Here is a 22,483-nt window from a genome sequence, read left to right on the forward strand (position 1 = left end):
TAAACGTGCATGCCGGATCCGATTACGGTTTGATCTTTCTGCCTCCGAAATCGATCTCTTGAAGCTTCTCCGCCCCATTAGCCATCACGACGGTATACTGCAAAACCGTTCCCGACCACGCTTCCAGACGGAGCGATTTGGCATCGATCCAATCCGGCGATTCGGCGATCACGCTGCCCTCCGCGTCCAGCACCTTCACATGCTGCCCGCTAATAACCGCTTTGTAAGTTTTATTGGGCGACTCGAGCCCATCTGGCGACGGATGGGACGTTAAAGACAATTTCCCGCTTTCGGTTGTTTCCTGCTTGTCGGGAGCGACGGAACTCCCTGTCGCATCCGGCCCCGGCGTCGTCACAGGAGGTTTCACCAGCGAAGGCATCTTAGAATTATCCATCGCGCCGGCCTCTTGCTCTTTGCTGCCGGATCCCGCTGAGCCTCCGGCGCTTGGCGTTGTGGCAGTCGGGCCTGTCAGCGACGAGGAAGGCTTCGGCGATGCGCTACCGGCAGTCGGCTTTGGAGTCGGCGAAGGCAAAACGCTCTTAGCCGTTGTGTTCGGCGACGGCGACAATGCTTTCACGGAAGCGCCCGGCTTTGCGGATGCCGACGGCTCGTTCGTAGGCGCCGTAACGGGCTTTTGCGAAGCGGGAGGCGCTTGCGGCGATTCCGTAGGAAGCGCCGTTTTGGCTTCATTGGAATCGGCCTTCTCCGGCGAAGCAGGTTCCTTGCTCTTGGTTGAGCCACCGGCGTCCTGGGCAGCAGCAGGTTTATTGGCCGATCCGCTAGTACTCATGGCTCGAACCTTATCCGACTTCGCCGCCAAGCTGTCCGCATTCTGATGCGACAACGGCTTCTGCTGGAAAAGGAATACCCCTACGATGACGGCGGCCGCAGCCGCGCCTCCGGCCCACTTCCATGAAAACCAGCGAACTTTAGGCGGTGCCTCCACTCGCTTGGTTCGATTCGTTCTGGCCGGAACGTTCCCGTTATCGCTGCGTATCGCCTTCTCCGCTTCCGCTGCATTCGGAGTCGTAAGGCCCAGCAGCGCTTCCCGTTCGCTTGCCGTTACGAACTTCCCCATATCCGGCTCGACCGTCTTGGCGGCGCTCTGTTCATCCATCATACGTTCCAATTGCGGCAAGATCGAATCCACGATGCTGAATGGCGGCACGACGTCCGGCAAGCTTTCCAACTCGTCCGAAAGGAGCTGCAGTTTTTCTAGCATATCGGCGCATTCGGGGCATTGCATCACATGAGCGAGAAGAAGCGCTTCTTCCGCCTGATCCAGGTCGTGGTCGACATAACGCTGCATAAATTCCATCACCTCTGGACATTTCATCCCCGAACACCACCTTTCTGATAATCTTTCAGCAGACTCTGCAGTTGCTGCCTCGCTCTGAATAAATACGACTTGACCGTATTAATCGGAAGTCCCAGCGATTCGGCGATTTCATTATAAGAGAAATCCTGCACATATCGCAGAACTACGACGCTTCGGTGATGCTCGGGCAGCATTTCGATCGCATGATGCACATCTTTCATTGTATCCCGAAATACAATTTCTTCTTCAACGTTCTCGCGGGAAGCAAAAATCATTTCGTGCTCCTCGATCGATACGGCAGGTTTGGCCCGGCGGAACTTATCGATGCAAATATTCGTGACGATACGCTGAACCCATGTTTTGAACAGCGCTTTTTCCTCATAAGAACCAATTTTCGTATAAATGCGGATCAGTGCCTCCTGCGAAGCGTCCATCGCATCCTGCTCGTTGCCGAGCATGTAGAAAGCGGTGCGATACACATGCGTTTCGATTTCGCGCAAAAGAGTAACCAAAGCCTCGCGGTCTCCGGCCTGGGCAGCTTTAATCGTTTCGGGCGCTACCACCTGGTACCCCCTCTCTTGCAACCTATTAGACGGAGCTAGCTCCGTAAATGTTGCAGGGTTTCGTTTCGGTTCGGTCCAATAACCGATTGTTTTTTTGTAAAATCGACGTTCTATGCATATGACTTCAGGATATGTAAGGGAATCTCTAGATTCCACCATCTCCTATGGTAGCAAAAAAAGGCGAAATGAGCCATATAGACCGGCGATTTGGGTAATATTTCAATCGTTTTTTTTCGAAGCGGCTGCGGATTGACCGAATGGAATCATTCATGCTACCATTAGTTTAGCATTTTAGAAAACTTAGTTTATTATAATAAACCAGCATGCGTGAAAGGAGGGCTACATGGACAAAAAATACTGGGTCCCTGCCCTGGAGCGAGCCCATGCCGTACTGCAAGCGATTGCCGAGGAACCGTCGCGGCTGAAGCTGATGGAGCTTTCCAAAAAGCTTTCCATTAACAAAAGCACGATGTTCAGTCTGCTGCATACGCTCGAAGCGCTGCACTGGGTCGTGCGCGACAAGGCGGATACATACAGTCTGGGCCCGGTATTCGCCCGTTTCGGCAGTTCGTATTTTCAGCAGTACAGCCTTGTCGACCACTTTCATAAAGAAGCGATCGAATCGATGCGCGGGATCGGAGAAACGATCCAAATGGGCAAGCTCGATGGACGAGACGTCTTTTATTTGGCGAAAATGGATGCCCCGTCCCCTGTTCGGATCGCTTCCGACCCCGGGATGCGTTTTCCCGCTCATGCGACCGGCCTTGGCAAAGCGCTGCTTGCCTGCCTGAGCGATGCCGAAGTGGACGCTTTATACGGCCGAGACGAGCCGCTGCCCCAAATTACGCCCTTCAGCCTGACGGATAAGCGATCGCTTCTCGCCGAGCTTGAAAGGGTGCGCCAAGACGGCTATGCCTGCGACCTGCAGGAGTCGGTCATCGGCTTTTGCTGCGTAGCGGCGCCTATCTTGGACAGCGACGGTCAAGCGAGAGCGGCGGTCAGCTTCTCGATGCCGCAGCATTTGTGGGAGCAGAAGAAAGACGCCGCCCGCGAAGAAATTTGCGGCCTAGCCGCCCGCTTGTCGCTATCGAACATGCGAAGCAACGCCTGAGTGCAGTTCCGTCTGTATTGGGATTGTTCTAGACCGGACGTTTACGAAACGGCTTTCTTAACGGAAAGCATAAGGAGCGAAAACCATGAGACTTCAAGACAAAATCATTCTCATCACCGGTTCCGGATCCGGCATCGGTAAAAGCACGGCACTTCTGTTCGGCAAAGAAGGCGCAACCGTTATCGTCAACGATCTGCAGGTCGACAAGGGAGAGGAAACGGCGGAAGAAATCCGCTCCGCCGGCGGCAGCGCCCTTTTCATCCAAGCCGACGTTACGAATCCCGACTCGGTCAAAGCGATGGTCGACCGCGTGATCGCAGAATATGGCCGCATCGATGTCCTCTTTAACAATGCCGGCATCTCCGGAGTAGGCGCGCTGCATGAAATTGAGCCAGAGCAATGGGACAAAGTAATGACCGTCAACATTCGCGGCGTTTACTTGCCCTCCAAGTACGTCCTCCCTCATATGATGGAAGCGCGCAAGGGCTCCATCATCAATATGTCTTCGTGCATCGCGGAAATCGGCCTAGCTCGCCGGGCTTCGTATTCCGCTACCAAAGGCGCCGTTCTGTCGCTTACCAAGTCGATGCAGGTCGACTATGCCCAGTACGGCATCCGAGTCAATGCGCTGCTGCCCGGGACGATTTTGACGCCCTTCGTCGAAAACTACTTGCGGACGTCGTACGACGATCAGGAAGCGGCGATCGCTTCGCTCAAAACGCGCCAGCTGAGCGGAGATCTCGGACGACCGGAGGATGTGGCTATGGCCGCCTTGTTCCTGGCATCCGACGAATCGAAGTTTATGATGGGTTCGCCGCTTTATATCGACGGAGGCGTCGTTTTCGGGAAAAACGCTTAATTCATTTCATTCACTCATTCATTCATTAGGAGGAGAATTTACTATGAAACTCGTAACATTCGTTCGCGAAGGACAAAACAACCTCGGCGTTAAAATCGAACAAGGCATCGTAGACATCGCTGCAGCCGTAGCTGCCGGCTTCGGTCCGCAAGGTGCGCCGACTGACGTTATGGACGTTATTGGCGGCGGGCAATCCGCACTTGCCGCTCTGCAGGCAACCGTCGATCAAGCCGTCGCATCCGACAAGCAGGAACTGCTTCTCGACGAATCGACGATCACCTACGGACCAAGCGTGACGAAGCCGAACAAAATCATTTGCGTCGGGTTAAACTACCGCAAGCACGCGGAAGAAACGAAAGCGGCGATTCCTACTTCCCCGATCTTGTTCAACAAATTCAACAATACGCTGACCGGACACGGCCAAGATATTCCGCTTCCGCGCACGTCGAACGAAGTCGACTACGAAGTCGAGCTGACCATCGTTATGGGCAAAAAAGCGAAATACGTTTCGCGCGAAGACGCTCTTTCGCACGTATTCGGCTACAGCACGGTCAACGACGTTTCCGCTCGCGACCTGCAATTGCGCACCCAGCAATGGCTGCTCGGCAAAAGCTGCGACCGCTTCAGCCCGCTCGGACCGTATCTGGTTTCGGCCGATGAAGTCGGCAACCCGAACGATCTCCAGCTCACGACGATCGTCAACGGCGAGGAACGCCAAAACTCGAACACGTCCGACATGATTTTCCACTGCGACGAAATCGTCAGCTACATCTCGCAGCACATGACGCTCGAGCCCGGCGACATTATTTTGACAGGTACTCCGTTCGGCGTTATTCTCGGCTACCCGAAAGATCAACGCGTCTATTTGAAACACGGCGACGTCGTTACCGTCGAAGTCGAAAAGCTTGGCGCGTGCACGAACCGCTTCGTAAACGAAGCGTAATGGTTTAGAACGGATGCGGCTAGGGATTCCTCCTAGCCGTTTTTTGCTGTTGGCAATCCCGTACGTTAACCTTTCCCTCCCACGCCGAATACAACATAGATAGGCGATATTATTACAGGGTAAGGGAATGGCTGTCATGAATCAGAAATCCGATTTAGAGCGTGCAATCGCAATTTTGACGGAAAAGCTGCAGCAGGCGCAATCGCCAGACGGCGCTTTTCGTTTTTGCCTGGAAGGCGGTCCGATGACCGATGCGAATATGATCATTCTGCTCCGTTCGCTAGGCGATCATGATGAAACGCTCATCGCTAAGCTGTCCGACAAATTGCTTGCGTCACAGCAGTCGAACGGCGCCTGGCGGCTGTACGAGGACGAACCCGGCGGAGGCAACCTGTCGGCGACGGTCGAGGCCTACAACGGCTTGCTGTTTTCCCGCCGCATCGCTAAGACCGACCCTCGCATGCTGGCGGCCAAACGGTTCCTTTTATCGGCAGGCGGACTCGGACAGGTCGGGATGCTGACGAACGTTACGCTCTCCTTGACCGGGCAGAAAAAATGGGGCGATTATTTCGCTTTTCCGCTAGAAATCTTGCTGCTTCCTCCTAAATTTCCGGTAACGATTTTCGATCTGTCCGTATCCTCAAGGGTGCACATGATCCCTATCCTTGTGTCCTACCAGCTCCGCTTCTCGCTGCCTACGGTAGAAACGCCCGATCTGAGCGATTTGTACGCCTCCTCTGCGGAAGACATCCCGGGGAGCGAAACCACATCTTGGTCCGATATTTTTGCGTTCAAGTCCGAACATGACAACGAAAAGGAGTCACGTGGTCTTCATGATTCGGTTTTTCAATCCCTGAAGCAGCTCTATCAGTGGCCCTCCGACCTGCATGCCGAAGCCTTGAAGAAAGCTGAGCGGTTCATGCTTGAGCGGATCGAACCGGACGGATCCCTCTGCAGCTATGCATCCTCCACTTTTCTGATGATCTATGCCCTCTTGGCGCTAGGCTACGATAAACGACACCCGGTAATCGTCAAAGCCGTCTCCGCTATGAAACGGATGCTATGCGGTCATCCGGATGCCGGCGCCGGTGCGCATGCCCAAATTTTCACCTCTGAAATATGGGATACCGCGCTTACGAGCCATGCCATGCAGGAAGCAGGTCTAACTGCCGCTCATCCGTCCATCCAAGCGGCCGGCCGCTATTTGCTTTCTATGCAGCAAACCCGGTACGGGGATTGGCGCGTTCACAATCCGGCAGAACCGGGAGGTTGGGGTTTCTCCGATAACAACACGAGAATTCCGGATGTCGACGATACGACCGCCGCATTACGGGTCGTCGCCCGTTTACGAACCCAGCGGTCCGATTACATGGAGGCCTGGAATAAAGGATTGAACTGGCTGCTATCCATGCAGAACGACGACGGCGGATGGGCAGCATTCGAGAAAAACACGGACAGCAAGCTGCTAGCCATACTGCCTGCGCCGCATGCCAAAGACATTCTGGCAGATCCCTCGACTGCTGATTTGACCGGCAGAACGCTCGAATTTCTCGGAAATACGGCCGGATTGAAACAGCATATTCGTCTCGTCCGAAGAGGCGTAAACTGGCTGCTCGACCATCAAGAAAAGGATGGCTCCTGGTACGGTCGGTGGGGGGTTTGCTATATTTACGGCACCTGGGCGGCTGTAACCGGTTTGGCCGCTGCCGGCCTTTCTTCCGATCACCCCGCGATGCGTAAAGCCGCCAAGTGGCTGGTCGGCATCCAGCGCTCTGACGGCGGCTTCGGGGAATCTTGCACCAGCGACCTTCAGAGGCGCTACGTCCCGCTCAATGCTTCCACGCCGTCACAAACCGCATGGGCTCTCGACGCCTTGCTAGCCATAAACGGGAAGGTCACGCTGGAAATCGATAGGGCTGCAAGCTTTTTGGTGCACGCCGATCAAAGCCCGATATGGGCGGTAAAATACCCGACCGGCGCGGGTCTGCCAGGCGGTTACTACATTCGCTATCATAGCTACGGGCTCATTTGGCCGCTGCTCGCATTGAGCCGCTACCGGAAAGTGTATGACACAGAAAAGAAGTGACCTGAGCCGCAAAGGATGAAAGATTAAACGGGTAAACGGTTTTACCGGACTTTGTCGTATGACGAGAAGAGAATTTAAAAAAAGAAAGGAAGGGTCACCTTACGCGACGCTTCCTTTCCTTGTTATTGCCGGCTTAGCTTTCGAATGTCATCCACGGGGACTTCGATCGTTTCCGCTATTTTTTCAGGCGTAAATCCTTTATCCAGCAACTTTCTGATTATTTCTTCCCGCCCTTTTTCCATTCCCTCTTCCATGCCTTCCTCGTATCCCCATCGTTTCCAAGCCGGCATCAGCTCCATAATCGTCTCCCCTTCCTCCGGATATTGATCGCATAATTCCTTCAATATCGATTCTTCTTCCTCTTTATTCGGCTTAAAATATAAGTCGGCTACGGACATAATAAGCGCCATTCTCGCGTCATCCCATTTGCTTTGCAATCGTAACAGCATGCGCAGGTAAGCGATTCGCACCTCGCGCTCTTCCTTTTTATTATAGTCCATTTTTACAAGCAGTGCAGCAGCAACCGGATTATCCGAGCCGATAAAGGTACGCCAATGTTTGCTCCGCAGTTCAACCTTCAAAAACTGAAAGCGGAGGATAGGGTGATTCGGAATCGCGATTGTCAGCGTATCGGTTTCATCGCGAGCCTCATCGGCTGTAAAAATAGCAATGGGGATGATCAGTTTATGCTCTTTACGGTGACGCTCATTCGTTCCTTCTCCTTCTCCTCGCGGTTTTATTCAAGAGCTTAGCCTCATCTAATCGAAGCGAGCTTCAATGCTCCTTCAGCATCGTCATGACCTGCAAAACATCGCCCTTCATTCTCATCTGCACCTCGCCGTTCTTATCCGTCCTGAATAACTTGGCCTCATGCGAAGCAATCCGGTCAACGACCTCCGCCGCCGGATGACGGTAAATATTCGAAACGCCTACGGATATTACCGCAATCGACGGCTTCCACAACGACAACCATTCCTCCGTCGTCGACGTTTTGCTGCCGTGATGAGCGACCTTAAGCACATCTACCTTACTCGCGTCGCCGTCTTCCAACTGGGCATCCTTCGAAGCGGCAAGCGGCACCGTCTCATCTTCTCTCTCCAGCATCAACAGCTCTTCCTCTTCGGGCTTCTCCATGTCTCCCGTCATCAAGAAGCGAAAACCGTTCATCTTCAACATAAACACTAAGGAGACGTTGTTCTGCTTGCTCTCTTCTATGACTTCCGTTTCGCTTGTAGCCGCAGGGTATAGAAATTGAATATCCGTGTTTCCGTCCAGCTGCAGCCGGTCGCCGCGATTGGCGGACATCAGCGGTATTTGTTTGTCCAAAGCGGTCTGAAACAGCTTTGCGGTGCCGGCCCCTCTTTTGTAGGTGCCGTTATACACCATTTGCTTGACGGGGATTTGCTCGAGCACGGCCTGCAGGCCGCCGATATGGTCGGCATCCAGGTGCGTGATGATTAACGTGTCGATGCGGTGCACACCCCGTTTCTTAAGCAGCGGAACGAGCAGTTTGTTTCCAACGTCGAACGGTTCGGCGCGTTCCTTCCATTCCTCTCCTTTCTTGCGAAACGTGACCGTTCCGCCTCCGTCGATCAGCACATTCCGGTCGTCAGGCGTATGGATCCAGATCGCGTCCCCTTGACCGACATCCAGAAAGCTGACGATTCCTGTCCGTTCCAGGCGATCCGGGCTATAGCCGTAAATCAGCAGCAAGGCAGACAACAAGGCGTAGAACGGTATGGCCGCCTTATGACGCCAGCCCTGAGGATTGTCCAGCAACAGGTTTGCATGCAGCAGCTTTTGCGCTCGCCCGCGGCGGATCAAAGCGGCCAGCAACAAGCCGGCCGATCCGTACCAGCCTGCTATCCACCCTAAGGAAGGCGTCGGCCATATGAGGTGAAACAACGTGAATCTGTCCAGCAGATCGACTACCCAAGACGTGATCCCGTTTAACTTGACGACAGGCCACGCCAACCATTTCCCAACCGCGATTGAAAGCTCGCCGGCCAGCAGCGCCGCAGAGCCGAGCGGCGTGACCACGAAGCTGACAAGGGGCACGAGCGCCATATTGGCGATCCAAGACACTAGCGAGAACTGATTGAAATAGTAAACCGACAGCGGAAAGGATACCGCCTGCGAAACGATAGTCACCGCTACGGTGCTATTGACCATGCTGCTGCGAAAGGGGAGCAGGGAGGATACGGGCGGCACGGCTGCGATTAAGCCGAGTGTGACGAGGAAGGACAGCTGAAAGCCTACGTCCACTAAATAATAAGGATTTAGGACGAGCATTCCCCAACCGACGATGCATACGAGATGAAGACCGTCCTTGAGCCATTGCCTTCGGGCGGCATATAAAGCCAGCATCGCCATCAGTCCTGCCCGAATGACGGACGGCGAGCCGCCTGTCAACAGTACATAGAACGGAATCAGCCAAAGGGCGATAAGCAAGCCGGTTTCCCTTGTTACGCCAGCCGCGCGGGCGATCCATAGAATCACGGCTACGAAAACGGCTACATGGAGACCCGAAATAGCCAGCAGATGCGTCAAGCCGAGCCTCGAAAACTGCTGGAATTCGTACGGATCCATGTCGACGCGCAGCCCGATCAGCAAGCTCTTCATGTACCCTCCCTGCTCGCCCGGGAACAACCGGCCCGCGGTTTCGCCTAAACCGCTGCGTATGCGATCGTTCATTCGCAGGACGGCGAGCCAATCCATCGCTTTACTGCCGGTCACGTGAACCTGCTCCGTTCCCTTTATCGAGACAATGGTATGTATGCGCTGCGTACGCAAATAATTGCGGTAATCGAAGCCGCCGAAATTTCGTGCGCTCGACGGTAGCTTCAACTCGCCGGAGAGCATGACGTCATCTCCTCTCCCCCAAGCGTTTGCCATTGCCACCTCATCCCGCTCCAATAAGCGTACGGTAATCTGCACCTTTTCGCTAACCGCCCACTCCGCTTCCTCACCCTCCGTTAGAATGCCGGACACGTTCAGAACGAACGATACTTTGTCGCCGTCAATCGAAACGACCGACGCGATTCTTCCCCTCATTTGAACGGGCAATCCTTCATTGAAGTCGATTGCCGCGTTATCCGGCAGCAATTCGCTGACGTTGAGCCGATCGGTCCATTGATAATAGCAGCAAGCGGTTAGCGCCAGAGGAATGACATAAGCCGCGTGTCGCCAAGGCAGGCGGAATACGATCAGCGCCGCCAGCAGAGCCGCAGCGGCAATAAACGTCCGTTCCGGATTAAGCTGCCCAAGCGGCAGCTTTACGGCTGCAGCGTATCCGATAACCCAAGCCCAGGCATACACGACTACCGGCCTGATAAGTAAAAAACGCTCGGTTCCATTCAAAAATCTCCCCCCCCTTCCATACGGCGCGATAGCGGTCCGAAAAAACAAAAAGAACCCCTTTCATCCTTTCGGATAAAAGAGGTTCTTCCTCCGCATTCGCGTCAGTTGGTAACGTCCGACAAAGTCCCGGCCGGGGGCACATAGGACTCCAGCCTTCGTAGTACGATACCGCGCTCGCGCATCAGCGCAGTCACTTTCTCGCCATCCTTCGGGTAGCCCCGGTGAAAAACGATTTCTTTGACGCCGCTGTTGGCCAGCATGTTGGCGCATGTCCAGCAAGGCTGGTCGGTCACGTAAACCGTAGAGCCTTCCCGATCGCTTCGGTCGGTAAACAGCAGCAGGTTTTGCTCGGCATGAATCGTCCGGATGCAGCGCTGCTTGCGAACCATTTGCTCGATTCCGTCCACAAGCTTCACTTCAAACTCCTCCACCAGCATACAGCCGGCTTCCGAGCAATCCTGAACGCCCATCGGCGCGCCGTTATAAGCTGTGCCGAGCAATTTCTTGCCCTGCACAAGTACCGCTCCGACGCGCCTTCGCGAGCATTGCGAACGGGTCGAAGCCATATAGGCGATGTCCATAAAATAAGTGTCCCAATCTTTACGTCCCGTCATATTCGCACCCGCTTACTGTTGGCTTGCCAGAATCGCCTGATCGAGATCCGCGATAATGTCTTCGATGCCTTCCGTCCCGATGGACAGTCGGATCATTCCCGGGGAAACGCCTGCAGCCTCTTGCTCCTGCTCGTTCAGCTGCTGATGCGTCGTGCTTGCCGGGTGGATGATAAGCGACTTGGAGTCGCCGACATTCGCCAGATGGGAGAAAAGGGTAACCGCATCGATCAGCTTGCGTCCTGCATCGATGCCGCCCTTAATGCCAAACGTCATGATCGCGCCTTGCCCGTTAGGCATATACTTCAGAGCCAGCTTATGCGACGGGTGGCTAGGCAATCCGCAATAGCTGACCCATTCGACGGATTGATGCCCTTCAAGGTATTGCGCGACCTTGAGCGCGTTCGAGCTGTGGCGTTCCATCCGCAAATGGAGCGTCTCAAGTCCCTGCAGCAGCTGGAAGGAATTGAACGGCGAAATGGCGGCTCCCATATCGCGAAGAAGCTGAACGCGGGCTTTGATAATATAGGCGACCGGACCTACTGCGTCGGTGTAGACGACGCCGTGATAGCTCGGGTCCGGCTCCGTCAGGCCGGGAAACTTGCCGCTTCCTTTCCAGTCGAACTTGCCGCCGTCAACAATAATGCCGCCGATCGACGTGCCGTGGCCGCCGATAAATTTCGTTGCCGAGTGGACGACGACATCGGCGCCGTGCTCGATCGGACGAAGCAAATAAGGGCTTGGGAACGTATTGTCCACAATAAGAGGAATGCCGTTCTCGTGGGCGATTTTAGCGACCGCTTCCACATCGAGCACGTCGCCTTTCGGGTTGCCGATCGTCTCCGCATACAGCGCCTTCGTGTTCGGCGTTATCGCTTTGCGGAAATTTTCCGGATCGCTTGGATCGACGAACGTAACGTTAATCCCGATTTTCGGCAGCGTAGTCGAAAATAAGTTATACGTTCCGCCGTATAGGCTCGCCGCGGAAACGATATCGTCGCCCGCACCGGCAATGTTAAGGATCGAATATGTAATGGCAGCTTGTCCGGAAGCAGTCGCCAGAGCGGCAGCTCCGCCTTCGAGCGCGGCTACCCGCTTCTCGAATACGTCCGTCGTCGGATTCATCAAACGGGTATAAATATTGCCGAATTCCTTCAGCGCAAACAGATTCGCAGCGTGTTCCGTATCGCGGAACCCGTAGGAAGTCGTTTGGTAGAGCGGCACCGCTCTGGAAAGCGTTGTCGGATCGATTTCTTGACCGGCGTGCACGGCCAGCGTATCAAGGGAAAGCTTGCGTTGTTCGGACATACAGATTAGGCCTCCTCATTTTTGTAAATAACGTCTTTGTTTTCACTAGACTGGGTATATTCTCTCATATTTCCATAGGAAATTAAAGTCTATGTTCCGCGGACGGCGTGACAGCGGGCAAGCTATTTGTTCGTTCCCGCCACGACGATCATATCCTTGAGCGCTTCGTACGTTTTATCTCCGATCCCCTTCACCTTCGTAATTTCCTTAGGTGTCCGGAACGGGCTTTGCTCCCGGAAGGCGACGATCGCTTTGGCCTTGCTTTCGCCGATGCCCGGAAGCTTCATCAGCTCCTGCAGCGAGGCCGTATTCAGATCGATTTGCCGGCTCTGCTTTTGCGGGGTTTTGGCAGGCTTCGGGCTCGGCTGTTTTTGCTCATTCGCCTCCACGGGCCCTTTCTCATTCTCCCCAACTCCGGCTATTTCATTAGCCGGAACCGTTCCCCCTCGGCCAGCCGTTACACCGGCATCCGCCACCCGGCGCTCTCCTTCCGCCGAGCCTTCATACGAAACAGCCTGTTTACCCGATCCGCTAGACGGAGCGGGCGACCCCGCCGCAGCCTCGCTTGCCTTGGGGCCGCTCTCCTCACTCTGGCGCTTCATAACCGCCTCCAACTGCATATTCGTCTTCTGCATCCCTGCGGCGGCCGTCGAACCGTTATGAAGACGCATGGCCATGAATCCCGACCCGGCCGCAAGGCCGATCAGCCCGACGATCAGCCATTTTCCTTTTTGCGAAAACATTCCTTCTCCCCCTCGCTTCCTAATCCTGCGAATATCCCCTACAGCCTGCAAACCATAAAAACGCAACAAGGATAAACGGCTTCGCCGTCCTTTTAGGGACAAATGCGTTTACCGAGATTTAGAACGACTTCCACGATATGCTGTCTGATAAATGAAAAAAAGCCTCCACCCGCGACATGTCGCGAGTAAAGGCGGTGCTTCCGCTTACTGAAACGATATTGATTGCTTTTACTATACCTTGTCTATTCGGCTCTTGCAAGCGGGCTCCTCAAATCCGCAGAGCGGGTAGCATACCCCGGAAACGAATGCGCATGAAGGCGAAGCGTGGCGAATATACTTGATGAAGCGGGGGACGCCGCTGCAGCCGTGGCCGGTTGTTCGATTTCAGGGAGGGATTCACATGAAAATTGGTTTTATCGGTACGGGCAGTATGGGAAGCATCCTCATAGAATCGCTGATTCGTTCGGGGGCGCTTCTTCCGCAGCACATCGTCGCAAGCAACCGGACGGCCAATAAAGCGGAACAGCTGGCGTACCGTTATCCCGGTCTTCAAGCCGCGTCATCCAATGTTGAGGTGGCGGAACAATGCGGCATCATGTTTATATGCGTAAAGCCATCCGAATTCAAAAAAGTTATCGACGATATCAAACCGCGGACGAGCGCATCGCAGATCGTCATTTCCATTACGAGCCCTGTGCTGATCCGGCATTTGGAGGAGCAGCTTCCCTGCAAAATCGCCAAGGTGATTCCAAGTATTACGAACTACGTGGAATGCGGGCCGACGATATGCATGTACGGCGAAAGGCTCACGAATGACGATATCGAGCATATCGAAACGATGCTGGCCCGCTTTAGCCGGCCAATCCGCGTTTCCGAGAAGTACACGCGGGTGACCTCTGACATTTCGAGCTGCGGACCGGCATTTTTCGCCAACCTCCTGCAGAGCTTCATTGCCGCCGCCGTTAAAGAAACGGGCATTCCTTACGAGCAAGCGGCCTTCCTCGCCTGCGAAATGCTTCTAGGAACGGGAAAGCTGCTTACGGCCGGAGGCTTTACACCCGAATCGCTTCAACAACGCGTCGCGGTACCCGGCGGCATCACGGCGGAGGGCTTGAAGCTGATGAACGACGAGCTGCGGGACGTATTCAACCAGCTTTTCCGCATTACGCAAGCCAAATATGAAGAAGACGTCGACAAGGCGTCCTCGATGCTTAGCTGACTTTGGGGTCAGCTTTTACTTTGTATAGCTTCCAGTATTCGCCGAATTCCCGTTCCAGCGAAACCCAATCGGCTCCATTTGCATAGAGCTCGGGATACGAACGGTTCACTTGATCGAGTGCAAGCACCGCGACCGGATTCGGAAGCAAAATATAATCGACGTTATGCGTCCGAGGCTCGGCTAAGCTACTCTCGAAATCGCGATCGCTCGTCATAATAAATTGCTTAGGCATCCGGCTGCTCATAATGACGCCGAAGCTGCTGAACGAATCCGTTAAAATACGGGCATTCGGCAGACGCTCCCGCAAATAAGCCGCTACTTCTCGTTTCGCTTCCTGTTCCCTGTACAATTTATTGCGGTGAAACGCTTCGTATTCGTCGGAAGCCACCTTCGGATTGTTCATCGCCATCGTCAGAACGACGGAGCTTGCCAGTAAAGCTACGACCGCTAGCGCGCTCCATGTTTTGCGGTACTTCATCATGCTCCATTCGTACGGCAACCATGCGATTGCGATCGGCAGCGGGTACATGTAATAACGAATCCATGCCGCCGAAGCCCCTTTTAGCAGAAGCACAAACTGCATGGCCGGGATTGCGAACGCAAGCAGCAGCAGGATGACGAAATCGGTCTGGAACAACCGTCGCTCGCACAACCGAATCATCGCGATTAGCGCAACCGGCATGCAAAAATAGCTCATTTTACGGGCTACAAACGCTAGCGTTCGAACGGGATGGTTCGTCAGCGCCGCAAAAACCTCGTTGTTTTTGATAAGCTCGGCTTGTCCCAAATTACTGTAAGAGGAATGAAGGAAATAGAGCGCGTCTCCCATGATCGTATAGTTGAAAAATATCCACAGCAAGCCTGAAAAAACAGCAGGCGTAAGCAGAACGATCAAGGATCCCTCCGTTTTGTACAAGCGCTCGCTCAAGCTTAACGCGCTGTTTCGCATTCTGAGGTTGACGAGCATAACCGCCCCTGCGAAGGCTATGCCGAGCGGGACCGCCTCATACCGCGTCCAGAAGCCGAACGCAAGCATGAACGCGATAATGCTGATCGGGAACATGTCGTCCTTTTGAATCCAGAGCAAAAGCTGAACAACCGCCATCGTAATGAAAGTAATAAAAATCGATTCCGTCAGCCCGTTTGCCCCGTAATAAAAAATATACGGATTGAGCGCATACAGCAGAGCGAACGTGATGCTGAGCCATGGCTTCATCCCGAATCGAATGCCCGCCCTGACAAGCATCCCCGCCGTAAGTGCGGCAAACAGGCTGGTCATGAAAACAGCCGCCAGGCCGGAGGAAGCGATTTCCGGATAAACCGGGTACAGTACAAGCAGAGGAAGCTCCAGCAAGCTGGGGAGCGGATTCCAGACAAAGCCGATGTTCGCAAGTCCGGGAAAGCGGCTGTAAAGAGTATAGAAGGCGTTGGCTACGCGGCTCATGGCATCGCCGGACATAAAGCCGTATACATCGGTTAAGTAATAGCCGACCGCAAGCTCCAGCATAAAAACAAGCGTAAACACGCCCCATACCGAAAGCTTCTGTCTTCTCCCCATATGTCGCCCTCCCTTCAATCGCGATACCGCCGCCTGTTTTCAGGTTTGATTAACCGACACGCAAGCTTACATCCCTAACGGACCCGGGGGATTGTCCGGCGTATGGCCTTTCGCCAGCCCGTGCGTCGTCTTCTCCCAATAGAACGGCTTCGTAATGAGCTGCCAAGCCGCTTTAAATGCGGCGATACTCATCAATACCCAGTAGATCGGCGTAAGAAGCGCGTATTTCACGAGCCGATAGGAAAATACTTGCTGACGCTTCTTCTCCAAATCCTCGATGACCCAATAAATGCCGGCAACATTGCTGAACACGAACAAAAAATTGCCGATGAAAAATTCGGCAGCCGCCAAGTAATAGATGGCCCCCGGGAAAAATTGTTTAATGATCGCCAGCTTCCAGCCGTACCAAAGCAGCAGCATCAGCCAGTATCCGGGGTTCAGAAGCGGCAGAAGCGGCGTCGCCAACACCATCACCTGAAAGCCGAAGAAGCCTTTCGTGCCAAGCTCCCGCCACAACCGCAGAGGGTTTCGCATATGGACGAGCCATGTTTGCATGTAGCCTTTAATCCAGCGCGAACGCTGCCGAATCCAATTGCCGACGCGGCTGTTCGCCTCTTCCCACGTACGCGAGTCGACGATGGCCGTCGTATAGCCCGACTTGTACAACCGGATGCCGAGATCGGCATCCTCCGTTACGTTGTACGGATCCCATGCGTTAATTTCGCGTAGGACCGACATTTTGAAATGATTGGAGGTTCCGCCCAGCGGAATCGGAATATCAAGCTGCATGACGCCGGGAAGCAGCAGCTCGAACCACATGCTGTACTCATGCGTAAACCACCTGGTGAGCAAATTCTGATTGCTGTTGAAATAGTTCAGCTTGGCCTGGATGCAGACGCAGCGGTCGGGGCTCTTGAGAAACGCCGCATGCACCTTTTTCAATTGATCCGGATCCGGACGGTCTTCCGCGTCATAAATGACCACGTATTCTCCCCGCGCCCGTATGAGCCCGTAGTTGCACGCTTTCGGCTTCGTCTTGGGCAAGCTATGGGGAACGACGATCGTCGTGTAATAGGCAGGCAGTCGCATGCTGGCCAGAAGCTCTTGCGCTTCGATGTCGTCTTGCTCGATGAGAAGCCTGACATCCAGCTTCGCCTTGGGATAATCGAGCCGTTCGATATTTTCCAGAAGATGCGGAATAACTTGACTTTCCTTGTACATGGGAACGAGAATCGTATAAATCGGCAGCGATTTCTCGTCGATCGCCGCAATCTGTTCATCGGTAAAACGGAGCTGCGCATCGGAGCGCGCCCCGTAAGCGATGATCGTAAACTTGAATATCGTCATCGTGAAATAAAAAAGTTGAACGGCGATATTGAGCCCGATCAGCGTCCGCGTGAAATCCGCGAAAAAGCCGATGACGAGCATAACGACCATAACCCCCAGCGCCGCCAGCTGCAGCCGCGTAAACGTAACATGCGCCGAGTTTTCGGGCTGCTCCTCCACAAGCTTCCGGGTGCTTTCCTGCATCAGCTCCGACTCGTACACATTTTTCCAGAAAAACTCCATTTCCTCGCGCGTTGCAAGCACCTGCTCGATCGGCATTTGCAAATACCCTTCGATGGAACGTGCCGCTTCCGTTTCCAGCGGGGTGCCTACCGCGACCAAAAACCGGTTATTGTCCTGATTAATGACGACCGCGTCAAAGCTTCGCGCCATCTGCTCCGGCAGCTTAGGCACCTCATCGAACGAAAACTCGCTGCCCACGCGTCCAATGCTGTTCTGCGTGGCGATGAAACGGTACAGCTTCTCCGGTTCGAGAATACGAAGCGCGAGCAAAATATCGCCCAGCAAGCCTCCGCTTTTTTGCTGGAATTGGAGCGCCTTCTGCAGCTGTTCCTCCGTAATCTCGCCCGCCTCCAGCAGCATGTCGCCAAGACGCCCTTTCTTCGGCATCTGGCCTGCCAGCCGTTCAAGCTGTTCCTTCGGCAGAAACCCTTTCTCGATCATAATATCGCCGAGACGGCCGCCGTACTTCTCCTGATGCGCCATGGCGTCATCCAACTGCTCCGTACTGACATACCCCTCGGAAACCAGCTTGTCCCCGAGACGAAATAACCGTCCGGTTCTCATACCCGGATCGGAACCGGTTGAAACCGGCGGCTTTTGCAGAGCGTTCGGCTGAAGGCCGCTTCGGTCCATCATGATCAGTTTCCGCTCCATGAGCTCGTCAATCCTGCCCTTGCGACGCGCAATTTCATCTTCGAGCCGCTCAAGCTCCCCTAGAAGCTCCGCCAGCCTCTGTGCGCTCGCGGCTTCAAATTCGCGCTGCTTGCGCTTTTGGGCAGTCAGCTCGGACTCGAGCATTTGAATGGCTTCATTCGCGCGCTTGCGGCTAATCCCGAACAACCGGGTGGGGAATTTCCTCATACGCGTTCATGGAGCGAAATCCATTGCTCCAGCCTTTGCTCTTGCCGCGTCAACTCGGCCATTCGGGCTTGCAGTTCCTCCATTCGGCCAGTCAACTCCCGCCGATCCGTCTCATACCGCTTACGGCTGCGTTCCAGCTCCTGCTCGGCTACGATCATCTCCGTCTCCAGAACGGAGAGATAGCGTTCCACTTTCTCCTTCTCAAATCCGGTTAGCTTTTTCGAAGCTCTCATGGCTGCATCTCCTCGTTCGAATTTCCAGTGCGACAAGTTTTTTGTCTCCCGCTGTTAAGGAATACCCACCAGAATCCGCTATCCTCTTGCTCTCTCCCTCATTAATTTCAAAGAAATCATCGTTCGCAACTACCCGTGCGCAGCCTTCCATAACATGCCAAGTTACGGATTCCCCGGTCTCCAGCCATCCGCTTATTTGATCGCCATCGGATAACGACAGACGGCTCGTCAGCGTATCGCTTCCTTCGGATCGATACCTATCTATCTCGTGTACGTCCCCCTCGGTATTTTCCATGTCAGGCAGAATCGTCTTCAAATTCGCGCTCGCCTTTTTATCCGCAACTAATATGCCTTGATCGGAAGCCACTACCACAACATGATGCAGCCCCATGACGATAACCGGCACAGCCTGCTTATTAATAACATGAACATCGGAACAATCTTCCGCTAAGACAGCTTGGCCTATGACGTTCTTTGTCATCTGCCCGGTCAACGAGCACCAGGTGCCGAGGTCCTGCCAGCTGCCGTAATGGGGAAGCATCGCAATGTCGGATTCGAGTTCTACGACTGCGCAATCGAAACTGGTTTTGGGAAATGCGGTGTAGGAGTTGCGAATGGCTTCAAAGCGGCAGGGGAGTCCTTTCTTTCGAAGGTGTTCCATCAGACAGGTAAGATTATAGGTTCATCCGGAGTTACGCCGAAAACATCATGCAGATACGTGACGCTTAAGGCAATAGCCGCAAACGTATCCATACGTTCGGGCTCGAGGACGATTCGCACATCCTCGCCCAGCTGCCGCTTTACGTATATCTCCTGCTCAGCAGAAGTGGCGACCAAACAGCGATCCTGCAAGCCTCTGGCTTTAAACTTTCCCCAGATGTGCTGAAGCATGGAGATTGGCGAACCGTCTTCTCCGTCCAGAACTTGCAAAAATTGTTTGGATTGACTGTCGTTTGACAACGGCCAGAGACGTTTTCCCGAGCCTCCGGACAGCAGAACGAACCACAATACTTCCACCCCCCGCGTTAACCGGAAAACGATTATCGCCAAATCATTATCACGATTACTACTTTCATCCTAATTTCATACCATTATATCACGATATATAGGACTTTTGTCATATGCTAGTTTTGTGTCTTTTGTCACATTATTCCTCGATATTTGTCGGAAATATGGCGGTGCCTTATAGTATGCGTATGTACATAGCCGTATGTTACCGTACCTGCCAAACATGCAAAAAATAAAAAGCCGGCGGAAATCCGCCGGCTTTCTTACGATACGATCTTATCCAACCACCAAATTGACCAGCTTTCCTTTGACTGCGATTACTTTGCGAACGGATTTGCCCGCCATGGCATCCTTCACTTTATCGAGCGACTGCGCGAGCTCCTGCATGGAAGCTTCGTCCATATCGGCCGGGATCGCTACCCGTTCAACGATCTTGCCGTTGACCTGGACTACGATCTCCACCTCGTTGTCGACCGTCCAAGCCTCGTCGTACTGCGGCCAAGGCTCGTAGCTGACGCTTTCCGCATGGCCGAGACGCTCCCACAATTCTTCCGCAATGTGCGGAGCGGTTGGGGACAGCATCTGCACGAAATGCTTCATGGCCGAACGCGGCAGCTTCTCCGTTTTGTAAGCGTCATTGACGAATATCATCATTTGGCTGATCGCCGTATTGAAACGGAGCGCGTCGTAGTCCTCGGTCACTTTCTTCACCGTTTTGTGCCACGTTTTCTTGAAGGCTTCGCTCGTTTGCGACTCATCGTCGACGATTTTGCCGCTTAAGGTACCGTCTTCATTCACGAACAACCGCCAAACCCTGCTCAAGAACCGGAATGATCCCTCTACGCCGTTTACGTTCCAAGGCTTTGTCGCTTCCAGCGGCCCCATAAACATTTCGTACATCCGCAGCGTATCCGCGCCGTATTCGTTTACGATTTCGTCCGGGTTGATGACGTTGCCGCGCGATTTACTCATTTTCTCGTTGTTTTCGCCGAGAATCATGCCTTGGTTGACCAGCTTGTAGAATGGCTCCTTCGTCGACACGACGCCCAGATCGTACAATACCTTATGCCAGAACCTCGCATATAGCAAGTGAAGCACCGCATGCTCCGCTCCGCCGATGTACAAATCGACAGGCAACCATTCCTTCTGCTTCTCCGGCGAACAGAGCTGCTCGTCGTTATGCGGATCGATAAAGCGCAAATAATACCAGCAGCTGCCGGCCCATTGCGGCATCGTATTCGTTTCGCGGCGCGCCTTCATGCCGGTTTCCGGATCGATCGTGTTGACCCATTCCTCAACGGTAGCCAGCGGCGATTCGCCGGTTCCCGACGGCGTAATTTGCTCGACATCCGGCAGCAAGAGAGGAAGCTGCTCCAACGGAACGGTTTTCATCGTGCCGTCTTCCAGATGCAGAATCGGAATCGGTTCTCCCCAGTAACGCTGGCGGCTAAACAGCCAGTCGCGAAGACGATACGTCACTTTGCCCTTGCCTTTGCCGTTTGCTTCCAGCCATTCGATCATAGCGGCAATCGCTTTCTCGTTGCTCAGGCCGTTCAGGAAGTCCGAATTGACGTGCTCCCCATCGCCCGCATAAGCGGCTTCCGCCAAGTTGCCGCCTTGAACGACTTCAATAATCGGAAGGTCGAACTGCTTCGCAAACGCGTAGTCCCGCTCGTCATGGCCGGGAACCGCCATAATCGCGCCAGTCCCGTAACCGGCCAGCACATAATCGGCAATCCAGATCGGCACTTTCGCTCCATTAACCGGATTCACCGCATAAGCACCGGTAAACACGCCGGTTTTATCCTTAGCGAGGTCGGTACGTTCCAGGTCGCTTTTACGTGCGGCTTTGTCCTGATAATCCTCTATGGAGCCTTTCTGTTCGGCCGTCGTAATGACTTTAACCAGTTCATGCTCCGGCGCCAGTACGCAATAAGTCGCACCGAACAAGGTGTCGGGCCGGGTCGTAAATACCGTAAGCGAGGCGTCATGCCCGTCGATCGCGAATTGTACTTCCGCTCCCTTCGATTTTCCGATCCAGTTGCGCTGCATGTCTTTAATGCTTTCCGACCAGTCCAGCTCCTCCAGGTCTTCCAGCAGCCGCTCCGCATACTCGGTAATTTTCAGAATCCACTGCCGCATGGGCTTGCGGATGACCGGATGGTTTCCGCGTTCGCTCAAGCCGTCGATCACTTCTTCGTTGGCCAGAACCGTACCGAGTGCCGGGCACCAGTTAACCGGCACTTCGTCGACGTAGGCAAGGCCTTTGTTATACAACTGGATAAAAATCCATTGCGTCCATTTGTAGTAATCCGGGTCGGTCGTGCTAATTTCGCGGTCCCAGTCGTACGAGAAGCCGAGCGACTTGATTTGACGGCGGAAATTGTTAATGTTCTCTACGGTAATATCGCGCGGATGACGTCCGGTTTGCAGCGCGTACTGCTCGGCCGGCAATCCGAACGCGTCCCAGCCCATCGGATGCAGCACGTTGAAGCCGCGCATCCTTTTGAAGCGCGAAACGATGTCCGTCGCCGTGTAGCCCTCTGGGTGACCGACGTGAAGTCCCGCTCCCGACGGATACGGAAACATGTCGAGCGCGTAAAATTTCGGTTTATCGACGTTCTCCTGCACTTTGAACGTTTTATTCGCATCCCAGTACTGCTGCCATTTCGGCTCCAATACGGACGGCTGATACCCTTGCTGTTCTTTGCCTTCCTGCACCATAATACTTCCTCCTAATGTGATCTCCGCTGTCTTTCGTTTATTCAAACCGATAGGACGAGGAGCCTGATTAATCGTTCTTGAAGCAAAAAAACCTCCGTCGCTAGCGCAAAGGCTAGGGACGAGAGGTTGAATTCCCGTGGTACCACCCTAGTTGACACGAACGAATACTTGCGTTCATGCCCACTCAGACGCCTTTAACGCAGGCATACGATCAGGTTGCGGGACCGATTGACCGTTCCCGTTCACCGTCTGGCTCGAAGGCGAGTTCGCTTCGCTCATTTACCGGCTTGCACCGCCTGCACCGGCTCTCTGAAAAATGAGTTCGCAGCTACTACTCCTTGTCACTGCCTTACTCTATTCCAACATTTCCTTTGATTATAGGGAAAAATGGCGTTTGCTGTCAAGCCGG

The 22,483-nt window shown here is 54.0% G+C and carries 18 protein-coding genes and 1 other annotated feature; of the genes, 5 read left to right on the forward strand and 13 right to left on the reverse strand.

The features are described 5' to 3' along the window. Positions 1–22 precede the first annotated feature (22 nt). Both ACKGJP_RS24370 and ACKGJP_RS24375 read right to left on the reverse strand, forming a co-directional pair. The gene (locus tag ACKGJP_RS24370; protein WP_409341387.1) at positions 23–1,336 is read right to left on the reverse strand and encodes a zf-HC2 domain-containing protein; all 1,314 of its coding nucleotides are present in this window, start codon (positions 1,334–1,336) and stop codon (positions 23–25) included. Continuing rightward, positions 1,333–1,881, reverse strand: coding sequence for an RNA polymerase sigma factor (locus ACKGJP_RS24375; protein WP_409341388.1), 549 nt, complete (start codon positions 1,879–1,881; stop codon positions 1,333–1,335). Before ACKGJP_RS24375 ends, ACKGJP_RS24370 begins: the two co-directional genes overlap by 4 nt. Positions 1,882–2,224: 343 nt before the next feature. Between ACKGJP_RS24375 and ACKGJP_RS24380 the strand changes: the two genes are divergently transcribed. The 4 genes from ACKGJP_RS24380 to ACKGJP_RS24395 all read left to right on the forward strand — a co-directional run bounded on the left by ACKGJP_RS24380 (position 2,225) and on the right by ACKGJP_RS24395 (position 6,880). Next, on the forward strand, positions 2,225–2,992 hold the full coding sequence (locus ACKGJP_RS24380) for an IclR family transcriptional regulator (RefSeq protein WP_409341389.1): 768 nt from the start codon (positions 2,225–2,227) through the stop codon (positions 2,990–2,992). 85 nt (positions 2,993–3,077) lie between these two features. Further along, a complete protein-coding gene (locus tag ACKGJP_RS24385) occupies positions 3,078–3,851 on the forward strand; it encodes an SDR family NAD(P)-dependent oxidoreductase (protein WP_409341390.1) in 774 nt (257 codons plus the stop codon). Positions 3,852–3,894: 43 nt separating this feature from the next. Further along, entirely contained in the window at positions 3,895–4,794 is a 900-nt protein-coding gene (locus ACKGJP_RS24390) for a fumarylacetoacetate hydrolase family protein (protein ID WP_409341391.1), read from the forward strand. A 136-nt stretch (positions 4,795–4,930) separates the two neighbouring features. Beyond that, a complete protein-coding gene (locus ACKGJP_RS24395) occupies positions 4,931–6,880 on the forward strand; it encodes a prenyltransferase/squalene oxidase repeat-containing protein (RefSeq protein WP_409341392.1) in 1,950 nt (649 codons plus the stop codon). Positions 6,881–7,002: 122 nt separating this feature from the next. On the opposite strand, the gene ACKGJP_RS24400 is transcribed toward ACKGJP_RS24395, so the two are convergent. The 5 genes from ACKGJP_RS24400 to ACKGJP_RS24420 form a co-directional block, all read right to left on the reverse strand. Continuing rightward, positions 7,003–7,350, reverse strand: a complete 348-nt coding sequence (locus ACKGJP_RS24400; RefSeq protein ID WP_409341393.1) for a hypothetical protein — start codon at positions 7,348–7,350, stop codon at positions 7,003–7,005. 304 nt (positions 7,351–7,654) lie between these two features. Continuing rightward, complete coding sequence (locus ACKGJP_RS24405) at positions 7,655–10,240, reverse strand: DNA internalization-related competence protein ComEC/Rec2 (protein WP_409341394.1); 2,586 nt, start codon at positions 10,238–10,240, stop codon at positions 7,655–7,657. Positions 10,241–10,341: 101 nt separating this feature from the next. Continuing rightward, on the reverse strand, positions 10,342–10,854 hold the full coding sequence (locus tag ACKGJP_RS24410) for a deoxycytidylate deaminase (RefSeq protein WP_409341395.1): 513 nt from the start codon (positions 10,852–10,854) through the stop codon (positions 10,342–10,344). A 12-nt stretch (positions 10,855–10,866) separates the two neighbouring features. Continuing rightward, positions 10,867–12,159, reverse strand: coding sequence for a homocysteine synthase (locus ACKGJP_RS24415; RefSeq protein ID WP_409341396.1), 1,293 nt, complete (start codon positions 12,157–12,159; stop codon positions 10,867–10,869). A gap of 122 nt (positions 12,160–12,281) precedes the next feature. Then, positions 12,282–12,902, reverse strand: a complete 621-nt coding sequence (locus ACKGJP_RS24420; protein WP_409341397.1) for a helix-hairpin-helix domain-containing protein — start codon at positions 12,900–12,902, stop codon at positions 12,282–12,284. Positions 12,903–13,302: 400 nt separating this feature from the next. Here ACKGJP_RS24420 and comER point away from each other — a divergent pair, with 400 nt between their 5' ends. Further along, complete coding sequence (comER, locus tag ACKGJP_RS24425; protein ID WP_409341398.1) at positions 13,303–14,121, forward strand: late competence protein ComER; 819 nt, start codon at positions 13,303–13,305, stop codon at positions 14,119–14,121. Here comER and ACKGJP_RS24430 read toward each other — a convergent pair. From ACKGJP_RS24430 to leuS, 6 genes are all read right to left on the reverse strand, one after another. Next, positions 14,114–15,679, reverse strand: a complete 1,566-nt coding sequence (locus ACKGJP_RS24430; protein WP_409341399.1) for a hypothetical protein — start codon at positions 15,677–15,679, stop codon at positions 14,114–14,116. The genes comER and ACKGJP_RS24430 overlap by 8 nt on opposite strands. Before the next feature lie 66 nt (positions 15,680–15,745). Then, positions 15,746–18,046, reverse strand: a complete 2,301-nt coding sequence (locus tag ACKGJP_RS24435) for a glycosyltransferase family 2 protein (RefSeq protein WP_409347246.1) — start codon at positions 18,044–18,046, stop codon at positions 15,746–15,748. A 59-nt stretch (positions 18,047–18,105) separates the two neighbouring features. Further along, positions 18,106–18,342, reverse strand: a complete 237-nt coding sequence (locus tag ACKGJP_RS24440; protein WP_409341400.1) for a hypothetical protein — start codon at positions 18,340–18,342, stop codon at positions 18,106–18,108. Further along, the gene (locus ACKGJP_RS24445; RefSeq protein ID WP_409341401.1) at positions 18,311–18,835 is read right to left on the reverse strand and encodes a hypothetical protein; all 525 of its coding nucleotides are present in this window, start codon (positions 18,833–18,835) and stop codon (positions 18,311–18,313) included. Before ACKGJP_RS24445 ends, ACKGJP_RS24440 begins: the two co-directional genes overlap by 32 nt. A 167-nt stretch (positions 18,836–19,002) precedes the next feature. Then, a complete protein-coding gene (locus tag ACKGJP_RS24450; protein ID WP_409341402.1) occupies positions 19,003–19,350 on the reverse strand; it encodes a sugar phosphate nucleotidyltransferase in 348 nt (115 codons plus the stop codon). A gap of 276 nt (positions 19,351–19,626) precedes the next feature. Next, the gene (leuS, locus tag ACKGJP_RS24455; protein ID WP_409341403.1) at positions 19,627–22,074 is read right to left on the reverse strand and encodes a leucine--tRNA ligase; all 2,448 of its coding nucleotides are present in this window, start codon (positions 22,072–22,074) and stop codon (positions 19,627–19,629) included. Positions 22,075–22,185: 111 nt separating this feature from the next. Next, positions 22,186–22,428 (reverse strand) — a binding site (T-box leader). Positions 22,429–22,483 lie beyond the last annotated feature (55 nt).

Origin of the sequence: Paenibacillus litoralis (assembly GCF_046244365.1) — a bacterium.
Classification (GTDB): domain Bacteria; phylum Bacillota; class Bacilli; order Paenibacillales; family NBRC-103111; genus Paenibacillus_V.